At 55.0% G+C, this 24674-nt stretch carries 23 protein-coding genes, 1 tRNA gene and 1 pseudogene; 5 read left to right on the forward strand and 20 right to left on the reverse strand.

Going from position 1 to position 24674, the window contains the following annotated elements; all coding sequences use genetic code 11:
- The first annotated feature begins 401 nt into the window (after window positions 1-401).
- Entirely contained in the window at window positions 402-935 is a 534-nt protein-coding gene (locus M495_RS19855) for a hypothetical protein (RefSeq protein WP_020828462.1), read from the forward strand.
- A gap of 715 nt (window positions 936-1650) precedes the next feature.
- On the opposite strand, the gene M495_RS25955 is transcribed toward M495_RS19855, so the two are convergent.
- The 7 genes from M495_RS25955 to xerD all read right to left on the reverse strand — a co-directional run bounded on the left by M495_RS25955 (window position 1651) and on the right by xerD (window position 9771).
- A complete protein-coding gene (locus tag M495_RS25955) occupies window positions 1651-2421 on the reverse strand; it encodes a DUF6708 domain-containing protein (RefSeq protein ID WP_201766288.1) in 771 nt (256 codons plus the stop codon).
- A gap of 931 nt (window positions 2422-3352) precedes the next feature.
- Window positions 3353-3426 (reverse strand) — tRNA-Gly (locus tag M495_RS19865).
- Between the two features lie 169 nt (window positions 3427-3595).
- A complete protein-coding gene (gene lysS / locus M495_RS19870) occupies window positions 3596-5113 on the reverse strand; it encodes a lysine--tRNA ligase (protein WP_020828465.1) in 1518 nt (505 codons plus the stop codon).
- 9 nt (window positions 5114-5122) lie between these two features.
- A protein-coding gene (prfB, locus tag M495_RS19875) for a peptide chain release factor 2 (RefSeq protein ID WP_104410945.1) occupies window positions 5123-6221 on the reverse strand; the annotation gives its coding sequence in 2 pieces (ribosomal slippage) (window positions 5123-6145 and window positions 6147-6221; 1098 coding nt in all).
- A gap of 166 nt (window positions 6222-6387) precedes the next feature.
- Window positions 6388-8121: a single-stranded-DNA-specific exonuclease RecJ gene (gene recJ / locus M495_RS19880; RefSeq protein ID WP_020828468.1), complete on the reverse strand. Its 1734-nt coding sequence runs from the start codon at window positions 8119-8121 to the stop codon at window positions 6388-6390.
- A gap of 6 nt (window positions 8122-8127) precedes the next feature.
- Window positions 8128-8844 (reverse strand): bifunctional protein-disulfide isomerase/oxidoreductase DsbC, encoded by a 717-nt coding sequence (gene dsbC, locus M495_RS19885; protein ID WP_020828469.1) that lies wholly within the window; start codon window positions 8842-8844, stop codon window positions 8128-8130.
- 27 nt (window positions 8845-8871) lie between these two features.
- On the reverse strand, window positions 8872-9771 hold the full coding sequence (gene xerD, locus M495_RS19890) for a site-specific tyrosine recombinase XerD (protein WP_020828470.1): 900 nt from the start codon (window positions 9769-9771) through the stop codon (window positions 8872-8874).
- Window positions 9772-9878: 107 nt separating this feature from the next.
- Between xerD and fldB the strand changes: the two genes are divergently transcribed.
- Window positions 9879-10397, forward strand: a complete 519-nt coding sequence (gene fldB, locus M495_RS19895) for a flavodoxin FldB (protein ID WP_020828471.1) — start codon at window positions 9879-9881, stop codon at window positions 10395-10397.
- A gap of 36 nt (window positions 10398-10433) precedes the next feature.
- Here fldB and creD read toward each other — a convergent pair whose 3' ends face one another.
- From creD to sdhE, 5 genes are all read right to left on the reverse strand, one after another.
- Window positions 10434-11798: a cell envelope integrity protein CreD gene (gene creD, locus M495_RS19900; protein WP_020828472.1), complete on the reverse strand. Its 1365-nt coding sequence runs from the start codon at window positions 11796-11798 to the stop codon at window positions 10434-10436.
- Between the two features lie 84 nt (window positions 11799-11882).
- Window positions 11883-13301: a two-component system sensor histidine kinase CreC gene (gene creC, locus M495_RS19905; protein WP_020828473.1), complete on the reverse strand. Its 1419-nt coding sequence runs from the start codon at window positions 13299-13301 to the stop codon at window positions 11883-11885.
- A complete protein-coding gene (gene creB / locus M495_RS19910; RefSeq protein WP_020828474.1) occupies window positions 13298-13993 on the reverse strand; it encodes a two-component system response regulator CreB in 696 nt (231 codons plus the stop codon). Before creB ends, creC begins: the two co-directional genes overlap by 4 nt.
- Window positions 13993-14415, reverse strand: coding sequence for a protein YgfX (locus tag M495_RS19915; protein ID WP_020828475.1), 423 nt, complete (start codon window positions 14413-14415; stop codon window positions 13993-13995). Before M495_RS19915 ends, creB begins: the two co-directional genes overlap by 1 nt.
- The gene (sdhE, locus tag M495_RS19920; RefSeq protein WP_020828476.1) at window positions 14396-14662 is read right to left on the reverse strand and encodes an FAD assembly factor SdhE; all 267 of its coding nucleotides are present in this window, start codon (window positions 14660-14662) and stop codon (window positions 14396-14398) included. The genes M495_RS19915 and sdhE overlap by 20 nt, the downstream gene beginning before the upstream one ends.
- 322 nt (window positions 14663-14984) lie before the next feature.
- Here sdhE and ygfZ point away from each other — a divergent pair, with 322 nt between their 5' ends.
- Window positions 14985-15971, forward strand: coding sequence for a tRNA-modifying protein YgfZ (ygfZ, locus tag M495_RS19925; RefSeq protein WP_020828477.1), 987 nt, complete (start codon window positions 14985-14987; stop codon window positions 15969-15971).
- A 57-nt stretch (window positions 15972-16028) separates the two neighbouring features.
- Here ygfZ and M495_RS19930 read toward each other — a convergent pair whose 3' ends face one another.
- Together M495_RS19930 and trhA are read right to left on the reverse strand one after the other, a co-directional pair.
- The gene (locus M495_RS19930; RefSeq protein WP_020828478.1) at window positions 16029-16526 is read right to left on the reverse strand and encodes a DUF2165 family protein; all 498 of its coding nucleotides are present in this window, start codon (window positions 16524-16526) and stop codon (window positions 16029-16031) included.
- Window positions 16527-16689: 163 nt separating this feature from the next.
- Window positions 16690-17364, reverse strand: coding sequence for a PAQR family membrane homeostasis protein TrhA (gene trhA / locus M495_RS19935; protein WP_020828479.1), 675 nt, complete (start codon window positions 17362-17364; stop codon window positions 16690-16692).
- Between the two features lie 183 nt (window positions 17365-17547).
- On the opposite strand from trhA, the gene M495_RS19940 reads away from it, so the two are divergent.
- The gene (locus M495_RS19940) at window positions 17548-18156 is read left to right on the forward strand and encodes an HD domain-containing protein (protein WP_020828480.1); all 609 of its coding nucleotides are present in this window, start codon (window positions 17548-17550) and stop codon (window positions 18154-18156) included.
- Between the two features lie 40 nt (window positions 18157-18196).
- Here the strand turns inward: M495_RS19940 and M495_RS19945 are convergent.
- The 4 genes and pseudogenes from M495_RS19945 to M495_RS19960 form a co-directional block, all read right to left on the reverse strand.
- Window positions 18197-19521: pseudogene (locus tag M495_RS19945) on the reverse strand (MFS transporter).
- Window positions 19518-20171 carry a DUF4286 family protein gene (locus M495_RS19950; protein WP_020828481.1) on the reverse strand — a complete coding sequence of 218 codons (654 nt, stop codon included), beginning with the start codon at window positions 20169-20171 and terminating at the stop codon, window positions 19518-19520. The pseudogene M495_RS19945 and the gene M495_RS19950 overlap by 4 nt, the downstream one beginning before the upstream one ends.
- Before the next feature lie 30 nt (window positions 20172-20201).
- Window positions 20202-21551: an amidase gene (locus M495_RS19955; RefSeq protein WP_020828482.1), complete on the reverse strand. Its 1350-nt coding sequence runs from the start codon at window positions 21549-21551 to the stop codon at window positions 20202-20204.
- A complete protein-coding gene (locus tag M495_RS19960) occupies window positions 21551-22264 on the reverse strand; it encodes a DUF2848 domain-containing protein (RefSeq protein ID WP_020828483.1) in 714 nt (237 codons plus the stop codon). Before M495_RS19960 ends, M495_RS19955 begins: the two co-directional genes overlap by 1 nt.
- A gap of 129 nt (window positions 22265-22393) precedes the next feature.
- Here M495_RS19960 and M495_RS19965 point away from each other — a divergent pair, with 129 nt between their 5' ends.
- Entirely contained in the window at window positions 22394-23071 is a 678-nt protein-coding gene (locus M495_RS19965) for a GntR family transcriptional regulator (protein ID WP_020828484.1), read from the forward strand.
- Window positions 23072-23078: 7 nt separating this feature from the next.
- Here the strand turns inward: M495_RS19965 and M495_RS19970 are convergent, their stop codons facing one another.
- Both M495_RS19970 and M495_RS19975 read right to left on the reverse strand, forming a co-directional pair.
- Window positions 23079-23825 carry an SDR family oxidoreductase gene (locus tag M495_RS19970; RefSeq protein WP_020828485.1) on the reverse strand — a complete coding sequence of 249 codons (747 nt, stop codon included), beginning with the start codon at window positions 23823-23825 and terminating at the stop codon, window positions 23079-23081.
- Window positions 23826-23850: 25 nt separating this feature from the next.
- Complete coding sequence (locus M495_RS19975; RefSeq protein WP_020828486.1) at window positions 23851-24663, reverse strand: MipA/OmpV family protein; 813 nt, start codon at window positions 24661-24663, stop codon at window positions 23851-23853.
- Window positions 24664-24674 lie beyond the last annotated feature (11 nt).

The following is a 24674-nucleotide window of genomic DNA, read 5'->3' on the forward strand; positions in this document are numbered from 1 at the left end:
TTGCTCTAGCAAGGAATAAAAACACATGTATTGATAATATAGAACATCATGAAACAGCGCAGGAAAATTATTGATATGAACAAGTTAGATAAAGGCCACCCACAGGAAAACCATATCTATATTTCATATAAAAATAAAAACCACATCGATAAACTGGATTTAGGGAAATTACTATAAACTTAGCCATTGCCGATACTTCAATCTAGATACACCTTACAAAACAGTCATGTGCTGTTAAAAAAACTTAGTATCAATAAAGAATTACGTTAGCCTTAAATAATAACAATAGGAGTCATAACCTTGGAGAAAAAAGTAGAAACTTATAAAAAAATGACCATTATTGACATGCAATAATAAAATAAAGTTGTAATTAATCCGACAAGCAACACAAGGAAGTAATAATGAAAAAGATACAAAACCTGATAGAAAACATAGGACTATGCATCCCAGAATGCAATACAGAGTCTCTGAGCTCCAGCTCACCAAAAACCTTTGATCCTGATACTATATTACATTGGTTATATGAGAACCTGAGCAAACAAAACTTGATAATCTATGAGGAGTGGAAAGAGTACAACGGTTATATTCCAGATTTTGAAACACTACAAAACATTACACTACCCGTTGAACCAAATGATTTTATTTTCACTCTGATTGATAATATTGATTGGTCAGAATCTACTATTGATCCGTACGATATACCATATTACATTCCTTGGTTAGAACATATAAACCATTATCTAAAACCGCATGGCGTAAGATTAGTTAACATTTTACCTTTTGAGAATGCATATATTATATGTCTACGTGATGATGATATATTAATACAAAACCTAGACTTAAGTTTGAAAAACTTTGGTATGGGTATCGACAAGCGAGAACCATTAGATCAACAAGAGGTCTCACTAGAAATGAACTCTGCAATATCAGGTTAAAACAGAATAAAACTCACGTGTATTTCAGCAGGTATTTACACCCCTGCGAGGCATATTAACCCACGAAATAAATAGCGATGAATTCACATTTTAACTTTAAATACCACCCTATTTCACACTAGGAAAAATAACAATATTAGATTAAATTCTGGCTCTATTGATTGACCACTTTGGATAAACCCCTTAGCTTTCATGTCATATATCAGCCATGCAAAATGGGCGGTGATACCACCGCCCGTTTTTCTCTCCATTGATAAATATAATTACGAATACATCCAGCGCGTCTATTAAACGTAAGAAGGTGATTGCACCAGCATTAAAAACACTTAATTTAATAAGTCACTTCTTGCCACATCCGATACCTCCCATGTAATTATACAAAGTTCCTTTGACCGCCAACTTATTTATGGGAAAACAACAAGGAGGAGCATTGTCATTATTACACCCCTTAACGAAACACCAATCTTAAAAATTACTAATGCCCAACAAATTGAAAAGAATATAATACGACATCGATCTGTTATTCAATCCAAGTGAATCGAATGGCCTCAACGACAAAGAAAATCGAAAGTAGTCGGCGGAACCGCCATGCTAAGACACCAGTCACCAGTCACCAAAGGCTCCGCACTCAGTCGCACCGGAGTGCATTTGGTTCTTGCGAAAAATAAGCTCGGCGTCACGAATTATTCAACAGCGCCCTGCGTACGCCCAACTCTCACGGTGTGGTTCTCGACTCGTGGTCCATCTCGATAGGCCACTTCACCTTCGGTGCTAGTCGCAGAGCGAGGTTGTACCAGGGCACATCATTGTGGTCGCGGGATAGTTCAGATGGTGGCAACGCACCGGGCCCTTGTTGCATATAGGTGCAGATGTAAGCCCAGGCAAATTCGTCGGCGCCCATAGTGCTCAGAGGGAAGCGGTCGATGACATCATTAGTTCCCGGCTTTACGATGGACAACACCACTCCCCATTTGATGATGATGGCGCCGTGAGCTGTCATACCGCGCTTCTTCCAGCGCTCCGCACGCACCTGTGACCAGTCGTAAGCCACTGGCACCACTTGCCAGCGTTCGAAAGGGTTCCACCAGCGGTACTTGAAATTGTAGGCATAGATGCGCTGCCGAGCCCTGTTAAAACGAATGGGTAAGTCGCGAGGAGGAGATATGTCCAATCTAATTACGGCCAAAGCAATCCAAAAACATATTATGGTGCTCACTAGGCCGGCAAAAAAGATCGACGCTTTTTCTGCATGGAAAAAGGAAACCGGTCCAATGTTGGATACTATTAGCCATGTAAGCAAAAATAGTCCCATGCAGAGCAGTAGCCCTCGTGCGCGGAATGCCACACGAGATAACTCTAAATAATAGGAGTCGAGGTGATTTGTCGCATTTCTCCAAATGGTCGGCGGGACTGTCGGAGCTAAATTGGGGGGCGGAAGATCCTCTTGCCAACCAGTGCAGGGCGGATTCAGTTTAGGATTGGTCAATTTAAGATATCCTTTCTTTCAGTGTCCATATCGTTTTTCTCACAATAAAGCGAAACGGCAAACAATAACTGACTCGTGGTTTTTACTAAACTAATATAAGCTTTCCAGCTATGTAGCATGGATACTATAAGCTAGTTTGTAAGAGAGTGGTGCCACTAATTTTCAATGTGCGTGACTTAGCATCTTTTTAAGGAGGAAATCTACAACTCTTGGTTGTAGTCAAAACTCCGCATAAAAATACACGAAAAAAATCAAAGATGAGCGACACTCGCGCCGCACTATTTTTTACATTTTAACTCATGCTAAAATTACTTTTAAAACAATCTTATAATAATTTAAAATACACTTTTTATAGACATTCACCAACACATATTCATCCTTGAAACTCGACCGAATTCAGGTTTATAAGATATTGGATCCGATACTCTAGTTTATTTTGTGAACATTTCTTAGTCCCCACCAGGAACGGTAAGGTCGGAGTATCGTCTTGGCGCAGGATGAGCAGCTCGGGCGATATACACATCTTCTCTCTGAAAGAGCTAAAGTTATCATTGCGTATGTCGGCATTGGCGAATCAGGCCCACTGAGGAGCCATTTTATTTTGCCTCTGGTGCTAAAAGTAAGCACATTTCACATAACCTACCGGCAGACAATTCTGCGAGCTGTATGTCCTTGAAAAAAAGAGCATCGATGTTAGATGCTGTGATTTATTATGTTTTGGGAGAGTTTAGAACCGATGGCACGATATGTTGTTCTTGTTGGACTATCGCGGTAAGACAATAGAACGACCGTTAAGGGTTTAATATATTCCCTGAACCACACCAAGCCACAAAAGCGATGGACAATTTCTTGGATACCTTGGTTGGTAGCTGAAAATTCGAGCACTTTTTGATTTGATTATTTATAACGAGAAAACGCTAACAGAAAGGCTTGGAGCGGGTGAAGGGAATCGAACCCTCGTATGCAGCTTGGGAAGCTGCCGTTCTACCATTGAACTACACCCGCATCGGTGTGCGGCAGTCATTATAACCGGTTATCCCGGCCGGGCAAGCGGAGATAGCATGTAACTGCTGATGTTTTAAGCAGTTAGCAGCCATAGGCTTCTTATCCTGCCCAACGGACAAAAAAAACCGGCGCAGTTACCTGCACCGGTTGATATTTACTCTGTGAAACGTTATTTCTGCGGGCGCATGGCCGGGAACAGGATCACGTCACGGATGGTGTGGCTGTTAGTGAACAGCATTACCATACGGTCGATACCGATACCCAGGCCTGCAGTTGGCGGTAAACCGTGCTCCAGCGCAGTGACGTAGTCTTCGTCGTAGAACATGGCTTCATCATCGCCGGCGTCTTTCGCATTAGCCTGGTCAGCGAAGCGCTGCGCCTGGTCTTCTGCGTCATTCAGCTCGGAGAAGCCGTTACCGATTTCACGGCCGCCGATAAAGAACTCGAAGCGGTCGGTGATTTCCGGGTTGTTATCATTACGACGTGCCAGCGGGGATACTTCCGCCGGGTATTCAGTAATGAAGGTCGGTTGAATCAGATGGCTTTCCGCCACTTCTTCGAAGATCTCGGTCACTACGCGACCCAGGCCCCAGCTCTTCTCAACCTTGATGCCAATGGATTCGGCGATAGCAACCGCTTTGCCCATGTCAGCCAGATCGGCCAGATCGGTTTCCGGACGGTATTTTTTGATCGCTTCGGTCATGGTCAGCTTTTCAAACGGCTTACCGAAGTCGAACACTTCATCACCGTACTGTACCTGAGTGTTACCCAGCACTTTCTGGGTCAGGGTACGGAACAGGGATTCGGTCAGTTCGATCAGATCTTTGTAATCCGCGTAAGCCATGTAGAGTTCCATCATGGTGAACTCTGGGTTATGACGCGGAGAAACGCCTTCGTTACGGAAGTTACGGTTGATCTCGAACACACGCTCGAAACCGCCGACGACCAGACGCTTCAGGTACAGCTCTGGCGCGATACGCAGGTACATATCGATGTCCAGCGCATTGTGGTGTGTCACAAACGGACGTGCGGAAGCACCGCCAGGGATCACCTGCATCATAGGAGTTTCGACTTCCATGAAGCCGCGCTCCACCATGAAGTTACGCATTGCCGCCATGATCTGAGAGCGCACCTGGAAGGTCTTGCGCGATTCGTCGTTGGCGATCAGATCCAGGTAACGCTGACGGTAACGGGTTTCCTGATCCGCCAGACCATGGAACTTGTCCGGCAGCGGGCGCAGGGCCTTGGTCAGCAGACGCAGTTCGGTGCAGTGGATGGACAGCTCGCCGGTCTTGGTCTTGAACAGCTTGCCGCGCGCGCCAACGATATCGCCCAGGTCCCACTTCTTGAATTGTTCGTTGTAAACGCCTTCCGCCAGATCGTCGCGCGCAACGTACAGCTGGATACGACCGCCAACGTCCTGCAGCGTGACAAATGACGCTTTACCCATAATACGGCGCGTCATCATGCGGCCGGCTACTGTGACTTCTACGCCCAGCGCTTCCAGCTCTTCGTTGTCTTTTTCGCCGTACGCTGCATGCAGCTTGTCTGACGTGTTGTCACGACGAAAATCATTCGGGAACGCAATGCCGTTCTCGCGCAGCGCAGCCAGTTTCTCACGGCGTGACTGCAACTCGTTATTGAGATCCAACGCCTGATCGGCGCCTTGTGGTTGTTGCTCAGACATTTCTGTTCCTTATAACCCGGCTTTCAAACTTGCCTCAATGAATTTATCCAGGTCGCCATCTAATACGGCCTGCGTGTTGCGCGTTTCAACGTTAGTGCGCAAATCCTTGATGCGGGAATCATCCAGCACGTATGAACGGATTTGGCTGCCCCAACCGATGTCCGACTTGTTGTCTTCCATCATCTGTTTATCAGCATTTTTCTTTTGCATCTCAAACTCATACAGCTTGGCACGCAGCTGTTTGAACGCTTGATCCTTGTTCTTATGCTGAGAACGGTCGTTCTGGCACTGCACTACGATGTTGGTCGGCAAGTGGGTAATACGCACCGCCGACTCGGTTTTGTTTACGTGCTGACCACCCGCACCGGAAGCGCGATATACGTCGATACGCAGATCCGCCGGATTGATTTCAATATCAATGTCGTCTTCCACTTCCGGGTAGATAAACACCGAACTGAAGGAGGTATGACGACGGCCACCGGAGTCGAACGGGCTCTTGCGCACCAGGCGATGTACGCCGGTTTCAGTACGCAACCAGCCAAACGCATAGTCGCCGATAATCTTGATGGTGGCGGATTTCAGCCCCGCGACGTCGCCGTCGGACTCTTCAATCACTTCCGTTTTAAAGCCTTTGGCTTCGGCCCAGCGCAGGTACATGCGCAGCAACATGCTGGCCCAGTCTTGCGCTTCGGTACCGCCGGAGCCTGCCTGGATGTCCAGGTAGCAATCAGCACTGTCGTATTCACCAGAGAACATACGACGAAATTCTAGTTGCTCCAGCTTGGCAGACAGTTGATCAAGCTCAATGACGGCTTCGTTAAAGGTTTCTTCATCGTCGGCTTCCACCGCCAATTCCAGCAGGCCGGTGACATCTTCGCCACCTTGCTCCAGTTGGTCGATGGTTTCAACGATGGCTTCGAGCGCCGCGCGCTCTTTACCCAGCGCCTGTGCGCGCTCGGGTTCGTTCCAGACGTCAGGCTGTTCCAGCTCCGCGTTGACTTCTTCTAGGCGTTCTTTCTTGGCATCATAGTCAAAGATACCCCCTAAGAACGGCAGTCCGCTCGGACAGGTCCTGAATACGGTTTTTTACCGGATTAATTTCAAACATGGTTTTTAGCGTTCTTTTTCGTTAGATGTCGTCGATGGCGAAATGCCATTAGAACCGGTAATTCTATCGGATCCAGGCGTCAGTTTATAGCGAGTTGCTCAGTTTTTGTGGGCAAGAAATGTGGCCGGGGCGAGGCAGGCTAACCCCGGCTAAAGGGAAGTGCGAATCAACGCGGCCAGAGATGCTGAATCAACAGCTGCACGTTGCGGTTGCCGCGAAACTCATTGACGTCGAGTTTGTAAGCCAGTTCGACCTCACGCACGCTGCTGTCTGGCCACAGCGTGGTATCCACGTTGAAGGCGATACCGTCAAGCAGCGGTCCGCCACCGAGCGGCTCGACCATCAGCTTCAGGTGTTTTTCACCCACCAACCGCTGTTGCAAAATGCGAAACTTGCCGTCAAAGGTCGGCTCCGGGAAGGCCTGCCCCCAGGGGCCGCCCTCACGCAACAGCTCGGCGGTTTCCAGCGAAAGCTCTTGCAAGGCCAGCTCACCGTCAGACCAGATAACCCCTTCCAGCATCGCCGGATCAAGCCATTCTCCGACCAGATCGCCAAAGCGCTGGCGGAACTCGTCGAATTTGGCCTCTTCCAACGACAGTCCGGCCGCCATGGCGTGGCCACCGAACTTCATCATTAGCCCAGGATTGAGCGTATCCAGCCGCTCCAGCGCATCGCGCATGTGCAGACCGGCTATCGAACGGCCGGAGCCTTTCAAAATGCCCTCGCCCGCCGGCGCGAACGCGATCACCGGGCGATGGAAGCGTTCCTTGATGCGTGAAGCCAAAATCCCCACCACGCCCTGATGCCATTCCGGATGGTACATCGCCAGCCCGTACGGCAAGGCGGTGCTGCTGCGTTCCAGTTGGTCGCACAGCTGCAAGGCTTCAACCTGCATGCCTTGCTCAATCTCGCGCCGCGTCAGGTTAAGCGCATCCAGATCGTTCGCCAGCATACGTGCCTGTGCAATATCGTCGCTCAGCAGCAGCGCCACGCCAACCGACATATCGTCCAGCCGCCCGGCAGCATTGAGGCGCGGCCCCAATGCAAAACCAAGATCGTTGGCCGCCAGCTGACGCGCGTCGCGATTAGCCACTTCCAGCAGCGCACGAATGCCCGGTCTGCACTTGCCGGCGCGAATACGGTTCAGGCCCTGATACACCAAAATGCGGTTGTTGGCGTCGAGCGGTACCACGTCGGCAACCGTACCTAGCGCCACCAGATCCAACAGTTCGGCCAGATTTGGCATCGCCAGCGCCCGTTGTTCAAACCAGCCGCTGTCCCGCAGCCGGGCACGCAGCGCCAGCATCAGGTAGAAAGCCACCCCGACGCCGGCCAGGGATTTGGACGGAAACTCGCAGCCGCGCAGGTTCGGGTTGACGATCGCCTCCGCTGCCGGCAGGGTTTCTCCCGGCAGGTGGTGGTCGGTCACCAGCACCTGAATGCCTTTAGCGTGCGCCACATCGACGCCCGCGTGGGAAGAGATGCCGTTATCCACGGTCAGGATCAGCTCGGCACCGCGCGTCGCCGCTTGCTCCACCACTTCGGGGCTCAGGCCGTAGCCGTCCTCAAAGCGATTGGGCACCAGATAGTCGACGGCACTGCCCCCCATACTGCGCAGCGCCAGCACCGTCAGGGCGGTACTGGTGGCGCCATCAGCGTCGAAATCCCCCACCACCATGATGCGACGATGATCGGCCAATGCCTGTTGCAGGATCCCCACAGCGGTATCAATACCGTCCAGCTGCTGCCAGGGCAGCATGCCTTTGACGCTGCGCTCCAGCTCCTGCTCCGCCTTCACACCGCGCAGCGCGTATAAACGGCGCAGCAGCGGATGCAGGCTGGCAGGCAAATGGCTGCCGTCCGCCGTTTCACGGCGGCGAAGTTGTGTTTTGATGCTCACCGGCGATTAACCACCGGTTTTAGTTGCGGTCTGATGTGCGTCCAGCATGGCGGCCATCTCTTTCGGTCCCTGATAACCTGGGATCATCATGCCGTTTTCCAAAATGATCGCCGGGGTACCCTGAATGCCGAACTGCACGCCGAGCGCGTAGTGTTTGCTGATGTCGGTTTTACAGGTTGCCGGGGATACTGCGTCGCCTTTCATTGCCTGGTCGAAAGCTTTGGCTTTATCAGCGGTACACCAGATGGACTGCATGTCTTTTTCGGCCTGGGAATTCAACCCCTGACGCGGAAACGCCAGATAGCGGACGGTAATGCCCAGATCGTTATACTCTTTCATCTGCTCGTGAAGTTTGTGGCAATAGCCGCAGGTGATATCGGTAAAAACGGTGATCACGTGCTTTTGCTTCGGCGCTTTATAAACGATCATCTGATCTTTCAGCGCTTCCAATTTGCCGGTCAGCAGTTGATTGGTGACGTTGACCGGCTCTTTGCCACTGACGTCGTACAGCGGGCCTTGCAGAATGTGTTTGCCGTCTTCGCTCACGTACAGAACGCCGTTATCGGTCAGCACAGTTTTCAGGCCGTTCACCGGTGAAGGCTGCACGTCCGCCTGCTGAATGCCCAGGCTGCCAAGCGCTTTTTGAATTGCCGCATCGTCGGCATGGGCCGCGCCGGTCACAGAAGCCACCAGCAGAGAGAGCAGCATTAAACCTTTCTTCATTCTTCCAATCCTTTTGAACCCGGCGTGTCAGGCACGCGGGTGGTGCTGTTGATGTAGCTGTTTAAGCCTTTCGGTCGCTACATGCGTATAAATTTGCGTGGTCGAGAGATCGCTATGTCCCAGCAACATCTGTACGACACGAAGATCCGCCCCATGGTTCAGCAAATGGGTGGCAAATGCGTGACGCAACACGTGCGGCGACAGCCTCTCGCTGTCTATACCCGCTAGGATCGCATAGTGTTTGATACGATGCCAGAACGTCTGTCGGGTCATTTGCTGGCAACGATTGCTGGGAAACAACACGTCCAGCGCCTGGCCGTTGACCATCCACGGGCGGCCGTGTTCCAGATAATTTTCGATCCAGTACACCGCCTCTTCACCCAGCGGCACCAGCCGTTCCTTGTTACCTTTACCTATCACCCGCACCACGCCCTGGCGCAGACTGACGTCGCTGATGGTCAACCCGACCAGTTCGGAGACCCGCAACCCGGTGGCGTACAACACTTCCAGCATCGCCTTATCACGCAGTTCCAGGGGCTGATCGACACAGGGGGCCTGCAGCAACGCATCGACCTGCGCTTCGCTGAGATCTTTCGGCAGCCGCTGCGGCAGCTTAGGTGAGGCAAGCAGCGCGGTGGGATCGTCGGTGCGCATATTTTCACGGTACAAATATTGGAACAGGCGGCGCATCGCGCTCAGCAAACGCGCGGAGCTGGTAGCTTTGTAGCCGCCCTCCACCCGTTCGGCGAGAAACGCCTGCAGATCCAGCGCCTGCGCCTTTACCAGCGAAATGTTTTGTTGGTTCAGCCAGGCGACCAGCGCCTGCAGATCCAGCCGGTAAGAGGCCAGCGTATTCTCTGCCAGATTGCGTTCGAGCCACAGCGCATCCAGGAATTGCTCAATCAACGCATGATCTTGCTGTTGCACGCGGTCCTCTCTTTGTTACGTTTATGCCACAGGCATTATGCCTTAAACCGGTACAAATCGGGTATACTCGACGCAATTCTACCTACGGCAATATAAACGGTTTACACATGAAGATTGGTCTGTTTTACGGCTCCAGCACCTGCTACACCGAGATGGCGGCAGAAAAAATCCGTGAGATTCTGGGTGAAGACCTGGTCGACCTGCACAACCTGAAAGACGTCTCTCCCAAGCTGATGGAAGAGTACTCCATCCTGATCCTCGGCATCCCCACCTGGGACTTCGGTGAGCTGCAGGAAGACTGGGAAGCAATTTGGCCACAGTTGACCACGCTGGATTTGAAAGGGAAAATCGTTGCCATGTATGGCATGGGCGATCAACTCGGTTACGGCGAATGGTTCCTCGATGCACTCGGCATGCTGCACGATCATATCGCCCCGCTCGGCGTACAGTTTATTGGCTTCTGGCCCATCGACGGCTTTGAGTTCACCAGCCCTAAACCGCTGAGCGCCGACGGCAAACACTTTGTCGGCCTGGCGCTGGATGATGTGAACCAATACGACATGAGTGAAGACCGCATGCAGCAGTGGTGCGAACAGATCCTATTGGAAATGGAACCCCTGCTGTAATGCCTTTGGGCGCGGTTGCCGCGCCCAATTGCTTACCTATTTCCACAACCGGAAGCGGTTTTCCTCTTCTCCTGCTGGCGTCTCGCCGCTCAAACGTGCCGGGTCGGCCACCTGATACCAGTCCAGCTTGCGCGTCAACAGCATAATCCCCGCCAAAATCGCAAACAGCAGCCCCGCGCCCAGCACCAATGCGTTATCTTCCGACTGCAGCAGCAGGTACAGCACGCCATACAGCATCAGCAGGCTGGCGGCGAACAGCGTACCGCGTAACCGGCCGCGCAGAACCGCACTGAGATAAAAGGCGATCAGTCCACTGCAGGCGATACTGGCCAGCAGATAGGCAGTGGCGAAACCGAAATGTTCAGAGAACGCCAGCAGGATCAGGTAGAACAGCACCAGCGCCGCACCGACCAACAGATATTGAATCGGATGCACCCGCAGCCCGGTCAGGGTTTCGAACAGGAAGAACGCCATAAACGTCAGGCCGATAAACAGCACTGCGTATTTCACCGCGCGTTCGGTCAGTTGATAGTGATCTACCGGCTCGATCAGGCTGGTGCTAAAAGCCGGCAGCTTGTCTTCGTCGAGGATCCCGTCATCGTAGTGAAAAGCACTGTTGATATTGTTAGCGAACCAGGTGCTGCGCCAGCGGGCGCTAAAGCCTTTCTCGGTCACTTTGCGCTCGTCCGGCAAGAAGTTGCCGAGGAAGTTCGGATGCGGCCAGTTGCTCTGCAGCGTCAATTCGCTGCTGCGCCCAAGCGGCACCAATGACAGGCTGCTGGTTCCCGCCAGCGTAAGGATGAAATCGGCATCCAATCCGGTTTTCTGCAGCGAAGTCAATGTTAGCGGAGCATGGATCCCCTGCGGCAACACGTTTACCTGAGTGCCCGGTTCGAAGGTCGTCTGCGACTGCGCGCTGATAAGCGGCGAGATGCTTTTGATACCACGTGAATCACTCAACGAGACCAACAGGAAAGGTTGGCCAATCACGACATTGCTGCGTTGCAGGTCACTCAGATCCGGCTGACCGAACTTCACCTGAAACTTCAGCGGCCCTTGGTACACCTGCGTTTGGTAAATCCCCAGCTTGCGCACTTCCACGTTCGGCTTGCCGTTCACCTGCAGGTTTTCCGGCAGCAGATAGCGATGATGTCTGACCATTTGCACCACTTTCTGCCCCTTATCGTCGGTCTTTTCTTCCCTTTCGGTGTAAGGAATGACAATCAACGGCCCCAAAATACGCTGTGCGCGGCTGGTGCTTTCACTTACCTGCCCCACCACGCTCTGGCGGTAGCCGCTGCGCTCTTCAATCACATTCATTAACTGCGTCACCGGGATAATCATCAAAATCATCAATCCCAGCAGGGTGGCTATTTTCCAAAACAGTACCGATTTCATCATCGCTGCGCGCTCCTTGTAGGTAATGGCGCCACGATAATGGCCTTCGGTGAAAGCAGGATGTGGTTATGTGAAGGGAAGGTGAAGTCAGAGAGATAAGATGAAAATAGCCGCCACGCCGTGCGGTTGGCAATTGTGCAACCGGATAGATCCTCGGTGCAAACGCGCCACTTCCTGTACAAAACTCAGGCCCAGGCCGCTGCTTTTCGGCTTGTCGGCCCGTGCCAGCGAATAGAAACGCTCGAACACTTTGTCCAACGCGTAATCTGGGATACCGCTGCCGTCGTCGCTGACGGTGATCCGGTAATGGCCTTCATCGCGTTCGCCACGCACGCTGATCGTGCCGCCCGCGGGGGTGAAATCCAGCGCATTGTCGAGCAGATTGGTTAACGCCTGGCCGATCAATAGCCCATCGCCGGTCAGGATGATCTCTTCTAGACCGTCTACCTGCAATAAAATACCGCGCCGTACCGCCTGCGCTTCCTTGCCGGCTACCGCCTGACGCACCAACGCCGCCATCGCGATCGGCGCCGGTTCCAGCCCGGGGCGGCTTTCCAGCCGCGCCTGAACCAGCAGCTTGTCCACCAGTTGCTGGATGCGCGTACTCTGTTGTTCGATATTGGTCAGAAAGCGCTGAGCGGTAGCCGGGGGTGGGAACTCCTGCAACAGCTCCGCTGCGCCGCGGATCGCCGCCAAGGGGCTTTTTAACTCGTGGGTCAGAGTGTGCACATACTGCTCGATGTAGGCTTTGCCCTCCAGCTTCACCCGCATGCTTTCGAGCGCCTGCGCCAGTTGCGTCAGCTCATGGCCGCCCATTTTTGGCAGCGGCACGCTTTCACCTTGCGCGACGCCATCGGCGTAACGCACCAATCGACCAATCGACCGGTTAATCCACCAGACAAAACCCAGACCAATCAGCAATGCAATGCCCAGCAGCAGTGCCCCTGCCCACAGAATGCGGCGTTCGCTGCGTTTGATCACCGGCGCCATGGTGCTGTTGGGTTTTCCGACGCTAAGCACGCCGATTATCTTGCCTTGCTCCAGCACCGGCGCGGCGACATACATCACCGAGCTGTTTTCATCCTGTGGGTCACTTCGCGTACTGCGGGCGCCATACTGGCCGCGCAGCGTCAGATACACGTCATTCCAGCGAGAATAATCCTGACCCAGTGCCCCGCCGCTAGAGTCAAAAATGACCTTACCCTGCCGATCGGTAAGATAGACATGATATTCGCTGCGATCTTTTCGAATACCGGCAATATTGGCGCCAATGGGGCGTTGATTGAGTTGGGCGAATGCCTGCGCCAACTGGCCGTGTGCGACGTCAGTACGCTGCATGTCCAGACGCGCGATTTGCGCCAGCAGGTTGGCGGTATCCACCAGCGTGCCTTCGGTTGCGCGCCGCACGCCAGGCTTCACTTCCTGCACGAAAATGCTCAGCACGAAATAGCCCGCGACCGCCACAATCAGGAAATACCCCAGCAGCAGGCGCAGGCCTATTCTCATGGTTGGCGGCTCACGCTATAGCCCAGGCCACGATGCGTATGAATGGGCGGTTCGCCCGGATCGATCTGACGTAGCTTGGCGCGCAAGGTTTTGATATGGGTGTCGACAGTGCGGTCCAGACTCTCTTCCGCCTGGGCCCAAACGCTGTCCATCAGCTGTTGACGGGAAAATACCCTGCCGGGCGCCAGCAGTAAGGTTTTTAACAGCAGGAATTCATAGCGGGTCAGCGGTAACGGCTGCTGATGGTAATAAATGGTCGCCGCCGGTTCATCCAGCCCAAAGGGACCGAAGCTATACAGCGTGGGCTGCTGCAAGCGCTGTTGTTTTTGCAAACGACGTAAAATGGTACGAACGCGGGCGCTGACCTCTCGCGGGGAAAAAGGCTTGGCGACGTAGTCGTCGGCACCGATTTCCAGCCCGATCAGGCGATCGAGCTCGTCGCTGCGAGCCGTAAGAAAAAGAACGGGCAAATCCGCCGCCTGCGACAGCAGACGGCGACACAGTTCAAAACCGTTGATATCCGGCAAGCCGACATCGAGGATAGCCAACGCGGGCGCCCCTTGCGCCAATGCTTGCAAGGCCGGTTCGCCACGTTCGAACCAGCGCACCTGAAAGCCTTCGCTCTCGAGGCTATAAATCAGCGTATCGGCAATGCTGGGTTCATCCTCCACCAGCCACAGCGTCGGCTTCATCAGGGTTCCTCATCATCACTGGCCGGCGGATACAACAGCTGTTGGCGCAAATGTCGCCATTCGGCCTTGGCCATGCTGTCGGAGGCCAACCATAAGCGACGACGCTTTTTCCCCTGCATCGGTTGCAACGTCAGCAGAATACCGAAGCGCAGCATCCAGGGTTGCTTGACCAACTGCCATTCCTGGCCTTGCCAGCCCACACGCTGGTTCTCCAGCAGGCGCAACTCCCCCTGACGTGACGCAATGCGTTTTTGGCTACGAATGCATTCAAACACCACCAGCGTCAGCAACACCAGCCAGATTGGCCCGTAGCCTTCCGGCCAGGGTGAAATCAGGATCAGCAGGATCAGAACGCCATGCGTCAACAGCGAAAGTAACTGGGTGCGCCAGGAAATACGAACATCACATCGCCACTGGGCCACGGTCTTTATTTCGCGTCTGGATCAGTGTCACCATTCTCTGCAGTTCACTGTCCTGCGGAGCGCCATGATTCATCAGCCAGTTGAACAAATCGGGATCGTCACTCTCAAGCAGGCGGATAAACAGCGCTTTGTCTGTGTCATTCAACCGATCGTACTCATATTCGAAGAACGGCATGATCGAGATGTCCAGCTCACGCATGCCACGGCGACAAGCCCAGTGAATACGTGCTTTGTTATTAATATCCATGTTGTTATGACTAACCTCTTTTCAGCGTGGCAACGCCATCGCAGGGTTCAACCGACACACTGTATGGCAACACCGGCGCGATATAATTCCATCAGCCAAAGATCTGTCTGCAAGGGTAACCTTTGGCCGCAAGCCTATAGAGTAACAATTTGACATACTCGCCGGGAAGGACGTTCTCTGCCTAAAACGTAATTAAGCGCTAAATGTCAAAAAAAGCGCTGCTGCAGCGACAAGCGTGAATAACAGTTTGCAAAGCCCGCCGCCTCTTTTACCATGGGGCCAACACACCTTCAGGTAAGCTAACGTTAAGCAGGATCTTACTATGGCGTATAAAATTCCATTTCCACCCCGTCAGCCTTCCGCCTCTTCCCATCTGCCCCTGACCTTAATCTCGCTGGAAGATTGGGCACTGGTGACGCTGAACGGGCCCGACACGGTAAAATACCTTCAGGGCCAGGTGACCGCTGACATCGAAGCGCTGGCGGCGGACCAACACGTGCTGTGCGGTCACTGCGACGCCAAAGGCAAAATGTGGAGCAACCTGCGTCTGTTCCACCGTGGCGAAGGCTTTGCCTATCTGGAACGCCGCAGCGTGCTGGACAGCCAACTGGCTGAAATCAAAAAATATGCGGTGTTTTCCAAACTCACCATCGCCGCCGATAACGAAGCGGTGCTGCTGGGCGTAGCCGGTTTTCAGGCGCGTGCGGCGCTGACGGGCATTTTCAACAGCCTGCCGGACGCGGAACATCCGGTGGTGCAGGACGGTGAAACCACCCTGCTGCACTTCACTTTACCGGCGGAACGTTTTCTGTTGGTTACCACCGCAGCGGTAGCCGAACAACTGGTCGCCAGGCTGCACGAACAGGCGGAACTCAACGACAGCCAGCAGTGGCTGACGCTGGATATCGAAGCCGGTTATCCGGTCATTGACGCCGCCAATAGCGGGCAGTTGATCCCGCAGGCCACCAATCTACAGGCACTGGAAGGCATCAGCTTTAGCAAAGGTTGCTACACCGGTCAGGAAATGGTGGCGCGCGCCAAATTCCGCGGCGCCAACAAGCGGGCGCTGTATTGGCTGGAAGGCAAAGCCGGACGGGTGCCGCAGCCGGCCGAGGATCTGGAACTGCAGCTGGGTGAAAACTGGCGCCGTACCGGCACGGTGTTGAGCGCCGCCAAACTTGCCGATGGCACGCTGTGGGTACAGGTGGTGTTGAATAACGATCTGGAAGCCGACAGCAAGCTGCGCGTGCGCGATGATGCCACCAGTGAATTGGCGATCAAACCGCTGCCGTATTCACTGGAAGCCTAGAGTACCTCCCGGCTTTATCTGGGGGCGCAACCTGTTGCGCCCCTGCTGACATATCCGTTACTCGTCTAACTCCCCATCGCGTTGCACCAGGTAAATCAGCACCAGAATAATGGTGACAAAGAACCGAAAGGCGTCCGGCACTCCGTTCCATTGTTTCGACATCCACATGCCGAACCATTCGCCCCCCACCGACATAAACCCCACCTGCCAGGTCAGAAAACCGAGCGTCAGACCCACCACCGCCAGTTTTTTCTTTCTGTTGAACGCCACGGCGGGCAGTTTCAGACCACACAGCAGGCGCACACCGCCCACCCAGCAGAGCAGTGCCGTTAGGCTTTCCAAGAAAATAATGCCGATGTAACCGGCATGATGCAGCCAGGGAGACTGTATGGAACGGTAGGTGATGGTGGCATCTGGGAAAATGGTGTCCATCATAAAGACATGGCGCACAAAGGCGAAGTTGGAACCGTAATCCGTAATATTGCCGAAAGCGACCAGGGTGGCAAATAGCGCAATCGCGCACACCAGCAGCGCTTTGGATAAGCGAATAATCATATTGATGAGTCCTGAAAGATTAACGTAAACACCGAAGGTGCAAAGTCGGGCTCAGGAATAAACAGAAAAATGGGCTTGCTGGATACCCGAAAGAAACAAGCGCCTCTTTTTTAACTTAAAAGAAACGCTTAATCAACATGATACTAACGCTGTAGGGGTCCCGTCAGACGTAAAGATAAATCGCCATAAAGTGGCACAGGCTGCCGCCGAGCACGAAGCCATGCCAGATGGCGTGTCCAAAGCGGAATCGCTTCGAGGCGTAGAAAATCACCCCCAGGGTGTAAACCACGCCGCCGACCGCCAGCAGCGTCACGCCGCCCAAGGCCAGACGCGTCGCCAACTGATAGATCACGATCAGCGACAGCCAGCCCATGGTCAGATAGGTCACCAGCGACAGTGCTTCAAAACGGTGGGCGAATGCCAGTTTGAACAGCACACCCAGCAGCGCCAGGCCCCAGATAACCGCCATCAACCCTTTGGCCAAGGGTGAGTTCAACCCCACCAACAGAAACGGCGTGTAGGTACCGGCAATCAAAAGGTAAATGGCGCAGTGGTCAAACTTTTTCAGCCAATGCTTGGCCTTTTGATGGGGGATCGCATGGTACAGCGTGGAGGCCAGGAACAGCAGGATCATGCTGCCGCCATAAAGACTGTAGCTGGTAATGGCCGTGACATCGGCACCGCTGTCGACCGCCTGCACCAGTAGCAATACCAGGCCGACAATGCCAAAAACCAACCCGATACCGTGGCTGATGCTGTTGGCTATCTCCTCCGCCCACGGATAGGCCGCAGCGGCGATTTTTTCAGTCCCGGCTTTCACTACGCCCGTTTTTCCCATAAAGCACAACCCCTCAAAACGCTCAACATTGTTCGAAATTACCGCAAAGCAGCTTAACTGAGAATAATTTCAGTGTACACGTGTACGCTAAAATAAAACTGTGTACGCGTGTAACCATCGAAATCCCCCGCTCGCTGGTCTACAATCGATCCGCTTCAACCCATCTACCTTGAGGTTTACACCATGTCATCCGCTGTACCCGCGTTAGATTTCGGCTCCATGACCCAGGTCATCCAGTTCCTGATGGAAATCGACAAGTTGAAAAGCGTGCAACGCCGCACCAAGGTGCTGGGCACCCAACGCCAGGAAAACTCTGCCGAACACAGTTGGCACTTTGCCGTAGGCGCCATGAGTCTGGCTCCTTACGCCGGTGAAGACGTAGATATTCAGCGGGTGATCCAAATGGCGCTGCTGCATGACATCGTTGAGATCGATGCTGGCGACGTGCTGGTATACGATCTGGCGGCACGTGCAGCGATCCACGATCAAGAGGTTGCCGCAGCACGGCGCCTGTTTGGCATGCTGCCGGACGCTCAACGCGAGTATTTCACCGCTTTATGGCAGGAATATGAAGATGGCGAGAGCGCCGATGCGCGCTTTGCGCTGGTGCTGGACCGCACCATGCCGATGCTGATGAACCTGCATAATGAAGGCCAAAGCTGGGTCGAAAACGGCATCAGCCTGGAACAGGTGTTGTCACGCAATACGATGATTGAAGAAGTTTACCCTGAGCTGTGGAAACACCTGCTGCACCACCTGCAGGACGCCCAGCGCAAGGGCTGGTTGAAGTAACTCGATGCAGGCCGGGTGCATCCCTCACCCGGCACCAGCTTCACAGCGGCTTGTGCGCCGTTTCCTTTGCGGCAATCACCGCCCACAACGTGATCAGCAACGCCACCACCACGTAGGCCGAGATCGCCAGCGTGCTGTCGTAGGACTTGAACAGCGAAGCGATAATCAGCGGCGCAAACCCACCGCCGATAATACCCGCCAGCGTATAGGCCAATGACGAACCGGCGTAGCGCACCCTTGTCGGAAACTGTTCGGTGATAAATGCCGCCTGCGGGCCGTACATCGCCGCATGGATCAACAAACCGACCACCACCGCCAGGCAGATCAGCACCGGCTGGCTGCTGTCGAGCAGCACGAAGAACACAAACGCCCATACCATCGCCGCCAGCGCTCCGCCGATATACACCGGCCTGCGGCCAAAACGGTCCGACAGTGCGCCAAACATGGGGACGGTAATCGCGTTGCCGATCGCCCCAGCATGGTGGCAGTCAGCGCCAGCGGGCGCGGCAGGTTCAGCACCGTGGTGACGTAGGTCAGCGTGAAGACCACCACCAGCGCATAGAGCACGTCGGAGCCGATACGTGAACCGCCGGCAATCAACAGCGGACGCCGATGTTGGGTGAAAACCTCACGGATTGGCGCATGCGTAACGTCCTTCGAAGCTTCCAGTTTCAGAAACGCCGGCGTTTCCCCTACCCCACGGCGCAACCACAGGCCAAACACCACCAGCACCAGGCTCAGCAGGAAGGGGATACGCCAGCCCCACTGTTGGAAATCTTCTGCCGACATCGCCACCGTCACCAGCGTGATCAGGCCGGTGCCAATCAGCGTGCCGCAGGAAGGACCGACCTGAGCAAAGGAGGCATTGCGCCCCCGCTGGTGCGGTTTGCCGTGCTCCATCGACAGCAGTACCGCACCGGCCCATTCGCCTCCCAACGCAATCCCCTGAATAAAGCGCAGCGTCACCAACAGCAGCGGGCTCCAGATGCCCCAACTGGCGTAACCGGGCAACAGCCCCATCAGCGCAGTAGTCACGCCCATGATCACCAGCGTCGTCACCAGCACAAAGCGCCGTCCCAGCACGTCGCCGAGATGACCGAACACGATGCCGCCAATCGGCCTGGAAACGTAACCGACCGCATAGGTGGAAAACGCCAGAATGGTACCCACCAGAGGGTCGAAAGACGGGAAAAATACGTGATTGAAAATCAGCGCCGCCATGATGTTGTAAACGGTGAAATCGTACCATTCCAACGCGGTGCCGATAGAGCTGGCTGCCGCCAGCCTGCCGGTTTTCGGTGGGTGAGCGGCAGAGTCGTCAGCGGACAGGTTCAAGGTCGGCGTTTCGGTGGTTGAAGTGCTCATGATGACAGCTCCTGAGTGGTCAGTTGCCAGCCAAGGGCATAATGCAGGGCTTCGGCAGCGGGGATTTTCAGTTGGCGGCAGGCCAGTTCGCTCAGCCGCTGGCCAGCCTCGGCGCTGCTGCTTTCGATCAGCAGCATCGGCAACAGATGGCGATTCTCACGCGACTCTTTCGGCAACGGCGAACTGAGCTCCGCGTCCGGCGACAGCAGGCTACTGCGCACAAAGCCTGGTTGCTCAGCCAGCAGAGCCCCCAAATGGCTGATGCTGGCTTTCAATACCTCCGGCTGCGCCGGTATGAGGTTAACGATAGCCAGGTAACTGCCGCAGCCCTGACCGGTCACCGCCTCCACCGCACACACCCGGCGCATCGGGTCACGCATTTTATCGAGGCTCGCCACCGACCAGGGCGTTTGCTGGGTAAACGCAGCGCGGTAGGCCGCTGAGGTAAAACTGGCCAGTGATTCGGTTTTGTACAGGCCAAGATATTTACGCCCGCCGTGCAGCGCCTGATAACGGGTGCCCGACAAAAAACCAGGCACCCGTACTCGCTCTTCCACGTGCTCGCGGTCGTACCACTGATTGAAATCCGCCTCATCCTGCGTGGCGATATCTGTTGCGACAAACAGCATTCCGTTCGGGGAACCGGTCATGGGGACTCTCCTGTTAGCTCAAAGTAAAAATCACGCGCCGGCGAGGCAACGTTCGATTGCCAGCGCCCACCCCAGCAGCGCTTCGTCATGCAAAGGCAGTGCGGCCACCATCAGGCCAACCGGTGCCGCATCGGCCTGCTGGCACGGCAGTGACAATGCGCAGCCGTCGAGGAAATTGATCACCGAAGGATTACGCAGCACGGCGCCATTGATACGAAAATAGGCTTCTTCATCTGCTTCCAACCCGGCAAGGGTCGGGGCAACGAAGGGCACCGTCGGCATCAGCAACGCATCGAATCCTTGCACTGCGGCACTCACCCGCCGTTGCCAATCGGCGCGCTGCGACCGTAATTGCTGCAGGTTGTTTTCATCCAGCGTTTGGCCGCGACGAATGCGTGACAGCACCCGAGGGTCATAAGCATCGGCATGTTCGGCAATCAAAGCCCGGTGCCAGTGCCAGGACTCCAGCGCGCTAAAACCGCCGTCGGCATTGATCGCCGCCAACTCGGCGAACTCCTGACAGGGAATAAATTCAATTTGCGCCCCAGCCTGCGTCAAACGTTGCAGGCTGAGATGAAACGCGGTGGTGACCTCCCGATCCAGGCCATCCAGCACCAGGGTTTGCGGGACGGCGAAGCGTGCCTGACTCAAATTTTTCTGCTGCGGTTGCAGCGGCCGATCGGCTATTGCCGTATCCAGCGCCAGGCACCCGGCAACGTCATGAGCAATTACGCCTATCGAATCCAGTGAAGGGGAAAGTGGCAGCAGGCCGCCGCTGCTAATGCGGCTAGCGGTGGGCTTATAGCCGGTCAGGCCGCAGAAGGCCGCCGGGATCCGCACCGAACCGCCGGTGTCGCTGCCTATCGAGCCGAAACACATGCCGTCGCTCACCGCCACCGCAGCCCCCGAGGACGAACCACCGGGAATGCGACGAGCGCTGCGATCCCAGGGATTAGCGGGCGTGCCGTAGTGGGGATTGATCCCCAGGCCGGAATAGGCAAATTCGGTCATGTTGGTTTTGCCCATCACCACCGCGCCCGCCTGCAACAAACGCGCCACCACGGCGGCATGGGCATTAGCCGCTGGCGCACTGGCCAGTACGCGCGACCCGGCCGCAGTAGCCTCCCCTGCGACATCAAACAGGTCTTTGACCGACACCGGTACGCCGTCCAACGCCGACAACGGGTTACCCGCGGCACGCCGCCGATCGGCCGCCAGGGCCTGCTCCTGAGCCCATTGAGTATACACATGAGTAAAGGTGCGCCGCCCCTCTCCCTGCTCGTCCGCAATTTTCAACAATGCGTCAGCGGTTAACCGCGCGGCGGTAAATTCGCCGTTGGCCAGGCCTGAAGCAGCCTGGGATAACGTCAGCTTTTTCATCAGGCCACCACCGGCAGCTCAATGCTGCTGTAATGGTGGCTGATGGTCCGCCCCAGCACTTCATCCACCAGTTCCATACGGAATTCGGTCGCCGGCCGGATGCCGCCAATCGCCGCCACCGTACCGCAGGCCATCGCCAGACCGTCTTGCGGCTGCGGTACTGTCAGCCCACTTTCCGGTAACTGTTGGCCGCTCAGGTAGCGATCCAGCAGATCGCCCGGCGTACGCAGGTTAGCCAGACGGCCCTGCTGATAGAGCTGGAATTCGCCGTTTTCCTTGATCCACGAGCGCATGATCAACGAGTCCCAGTGCGCGATCACCTCACGCAACGGCCAGGCGGCACGAGCTACCGGCTTGACGCAGAGCTGTTTGGACAGGGCCACGCTGTGCGCCTCCAACTGACGATCGGTATGATCCGAGGCCAGCGAGACATACAATTCACCGCGATGTGTGAAGATCAGCGGTTCCGCTTCGCCGGAGCTGGCATTGCCGATAACTTCGATACGTTCGCTCTGGCTGAGCTGGTTAACCGCCACCCGGTAAAACAGAGGAATTGCACTGGGTTGGGGCACGCCGAGCTCGGCCAGCTCCCTGATATGGTGCAGGATCGCCTCGCGATCCCGGCCGGTCCAGCCGGCAATCACCAGGTGATCGATCTCGACATCCAACACCCCAGTGCCGCTGGATTCGGGTAAAGTAAAGGTCAGTCTCATGGCGTTTGTGCCTCTTTGGTTAAAATACTGTGAAATTTCACTATATCTTTAGTTACCAAATAAGCGATTTCCGTGCCATGTTTTTGTGTACTATGTCTAAAAACTTTCGTCTTGCAGGAGCAGAACGTGATGACCCTTGACGCAGAGAGCCCGGAACTCCCGACGGCAGAGGAAGCCGGGCTGTCACTGAATGAACTCGCCTACCGACGCTTTAAGCAGGCGCTGGTGACGTTAAGTTATAAACCTGGTGAATATCTCAATACCGCTCAGGTGATGAGCGAGCTGGACATGGGCAGAACGCCGATCAATCAGGCGATCCACCGGCTGGCCAATGAAGGATTGCTGCAGGTGATCCCGCGTAAAGGGGTGATGGTTGCGCCGCTTTCGATGGATGATGCGCTGGAATTGATTGAAGTACGTTTGGCCAATGAAATGCTGTGTATGCGGTTGGCGAGCAAGAGAATTACGGCCCCCCAGATCGCCGAGCTGACGGAGCTCAATCAACAAATAGAAGCTGCCAGTCAGCAACGCGATCGAGTAAAAATGATGACGTTGGATCATCAATTCCACCAGCAGCTGGCGCAAATCGCCGGTAATAATATGCTGGCGGACATTCTGAGCGTACTGCATGCCCGAGCACAGCGCTTTTGGGCCAGCACGCTATCACGCGAAGGCCACATGCGAGAGGTGATAGAGGAGCATCGGGCGATTATCGCCGCACTGGCCGCGCAGGACGATGACGCAGCCGCCAATGCGGCGCAGGCGCACATACTCTCATTCCGCAGTGCGCTACTGCACGAAGGATAAGCCGCCGTCAGCGGCCGCCGGCGGCTTCAATAAAGCTGCCGGTGACGTAAGAAGCGGCATCGGACAGTAACCAGACGATGATTTCCGCCACCTCTTCCGGGGTGCCGCCACGCTGCATCGGCAGGCTGCTTTTTACCCGATCAACGCGCCCCGGCTCGCCGCCGCTGGCATGCATTTCGGTATAAATCAGCCCTGGCCGCACGGCATTTACGCGGATGCCCTGCGCCGCCACCTCCAGCGCCAGCCCGGTGGTAAGCGTGTCTACCGCCCCTTTGGAGGCGGCATAGTCGATGTATTCTCCCGGAGCGCCGAGGCGCGCGGCAGCGGAAGAGACGTTGACGATCGCCCCGCCCTGGCCGCCATGACGCTGCGCCATGCGCTTCACTGTCTCACGGCAACAGAGAAAATAACCGGTAACGTTGGTACTCAATACCTTATTGATGCGCTCGGCGGTCAGTTGCTCAATCCCCGTCTGCTGAAACAAGATACCGGCGTTGTTAACCAGCGCGCTGATCGGGCCAAGGCCGACATCCAGTGCATTGAACATCGCCACCACCTGATTTTCATCGGCGACATCCGCCCGTAGTGCCAGTGCACGACCGCCCATGGCTTCAATTTCCGCCACCACCTGCGCCGCCGCGGCCTCATCTTTCAGATAGTTAACGCCCACCGCATAACCCTGTCGGGCCAATAACAACGCCGTGGCGCGGCCAATGCCGCGGCTGGCGCCGGTAACCAATACAACTTTCGTCATGTCGTTCCTTTCTCTGGTTGGGAAGTCAGAAACTGTAGCTGGCGCTCAGGAAGGCGATGCCGGCCGTTTTTTTCTCGACGATCGGGCTTTTGGCCGCGTCTCCCAACAGAGTATAGAGACTCACACCGCCCTGAAAGGCAATTTCTGGCGTCAATTGGTAGTTCAGCACGCCGGTAAGCGTGGCTTGCTTAAAGCCGCTGCCCGGTCGATACGCGGCGAATGACGTTTGCTGCGCCTGTAGCTGCGTCACGCCAAAATAACCACGCTGGTAACCCTTGTTGGCCCAGGTGGTGCTCAAATCGGTTGAAAACGTCAATGCCTCGCTCAGCGGATAAACTGCCGCGATACCCAGATCGACGTATGCAGTATGCCCCAGGTCCTCATCACCATAACGCCGTGCTTTGGTGGCCTGCATTCCCTTAACGTAAGTGCGAAAAGGGTCAAATTTATAGCTCAGCTCAATACCGGCTTCAAAAGCGCCATCCAAATTGCCCATGCCTTTCAGCCGCTTGTTGTGACCCCGCAGCGTTTTCACCTCTTCATCCCGTCCACCGTCATAACCAGCCAATAGGGCTATACCGAAGGGCCCGGATAACGGCAACTGCCAGCGAGCACCGTTTTGCATCCCGAGGCTAAAGTCACCCCAGGCAGACTTCTCGTAACCGGCCTCAATATCGTACAGTGGCACGGCACTGTAGTCGGAGGCACCCTGATAGTCCGGCGCCACGGCCATGCCGCCGCTGAATTTCAATGACGCCTCTGCGCCATCTTGCGTAAGCCCCTGCAGAGGGAATAACACCAATAACGTCGCCGCGGAATAACCCAGGGTATTTTTCACCGTATCTGCCT

It is taken from the genome of Serratia liquefaciens ATCC 27592, assembly GCF_000422085.1.
In the GTDB taxonomy this organism is placed as follows: Bacteria; Pseudomonadota; Gammaproteobacteria; order Enterobacterales; family Enterobacteriaceae; genus Serratia; species Serratia liquefaciens.

Bases quoted from the DNA above. Each gene is read 5' to 3' on its own strand.
- sdhE (WP_020828476.1), bottom strand. From the start codon at position 14,662: ATGGATATTAATAACAAAGCACGTATTCACTGGGCTTGTCGCCGTGGC.
- lysS (WP_020828465.1), bottom strand. From the start codon at position 5,113: ATGTCTGAGCAACAACCACAAGGCGCCGATCAGGCGTTGGATCTCAAT.
- creC (WP_020828473.1), bottom strand. From the start codon at position 13,301: ATGAGAATAGGCCTGCGCCTGCTGCTGGGGTATTTCCTGATTGTGGCG.
- M495_RS19950 (WP_020828481.1), bottom strand. From the start codon at position 20,171: ATGACCGGTTCCCCGAACGGAATGCTGTTTGTCGCAACAGATATCGCC.
- M495_RS19940 (WP_020828480.1), top strand. From the start codon at position 17,548: ATGTCATCCGCTGTACCCGCGTTAGATTTCGGCTCCATGACCCAGGTC.
- M495_RS19930 (WP_020828478.1), bottom strand. From the start codon at position 16,526: ATGATTATTCGCTTATCCAAAGCGCTGCTGGTGTGCGCGATTGCGCTA.
- creD (WP_020828472.1), bottom strand. From the start codon at position 11,798: ATGATGAAATCGGTACTGTTTTGGAAAATAGCCACCCTGCTGGGATTG.
- dsbC (WP_020828469.1), bottom strand. From the start codon at position 8,844: ATGAAGAAAGGTTTAATGCTGCTCTCTCTGCTGGTGGCTTCTGTGACC.
- ygfZ (WP_020828477.1), top strand. From the start codon at position 14,985: ATGGCGTATAAAATTCCATTTCCACCCCGTCAGCCTTCCGCCTCTTCC.
- fldB (WP_020828471.1), top strand. From the start codon at position 9,879: ATGAAGATTGGTCTGTTTTACGGCTCCAGCACCTGCTACACCGAGATG.
- M495_RS19965 (WP_020828484.1), top strand. From the start codon at position 22,394: ATGACCCTTGACGCAGAGAGCCCGGAACTCCCGACGGCAGAGGAAGCC.
- creB (WP_020828474.1), bottom strand. From the start codon at position 13,993: ATGAAGCCGACGCTGTGGCTGGTGGAGGATGAACCCAGCATTGCCGAT.
- M495_RS19955 (WP_020828482.1), bottom strand. From the start codon at position 21,551: ATGAAAAAGCTGACGTTATCCCAGGCTGCTTCAGGCCTGGCCAACGGC.
- M495_RS19960 (WP_020828483.1), bottom strand. From the start codon at position 22,264: ATGAGACTGACCTTTACTTTACCCGAATCCAGCGGCACTGGGGTGTTG.
- M495_RS19855 (WP_020828462.1), top strand. From the start codon at position 402: ATGAAAAAGATACAAAACCTGATAGAAAACATAGGACTATGCATCCCA.
- M495_RS19970 (WP_020828485.1), bottom strand. From the start codon at position 23,825: ATGACGAAAGTTGTATTGGTTACCGGCGCCAGCCGCGGCATTGGCCGC.
- trhA (WP_020828479.1), bottom strand. From the start codon at position 17,364: ATGGGAAAAACGGGCGTAGTGAAAGCCGGGACTGAAAAAATCGCCGCT.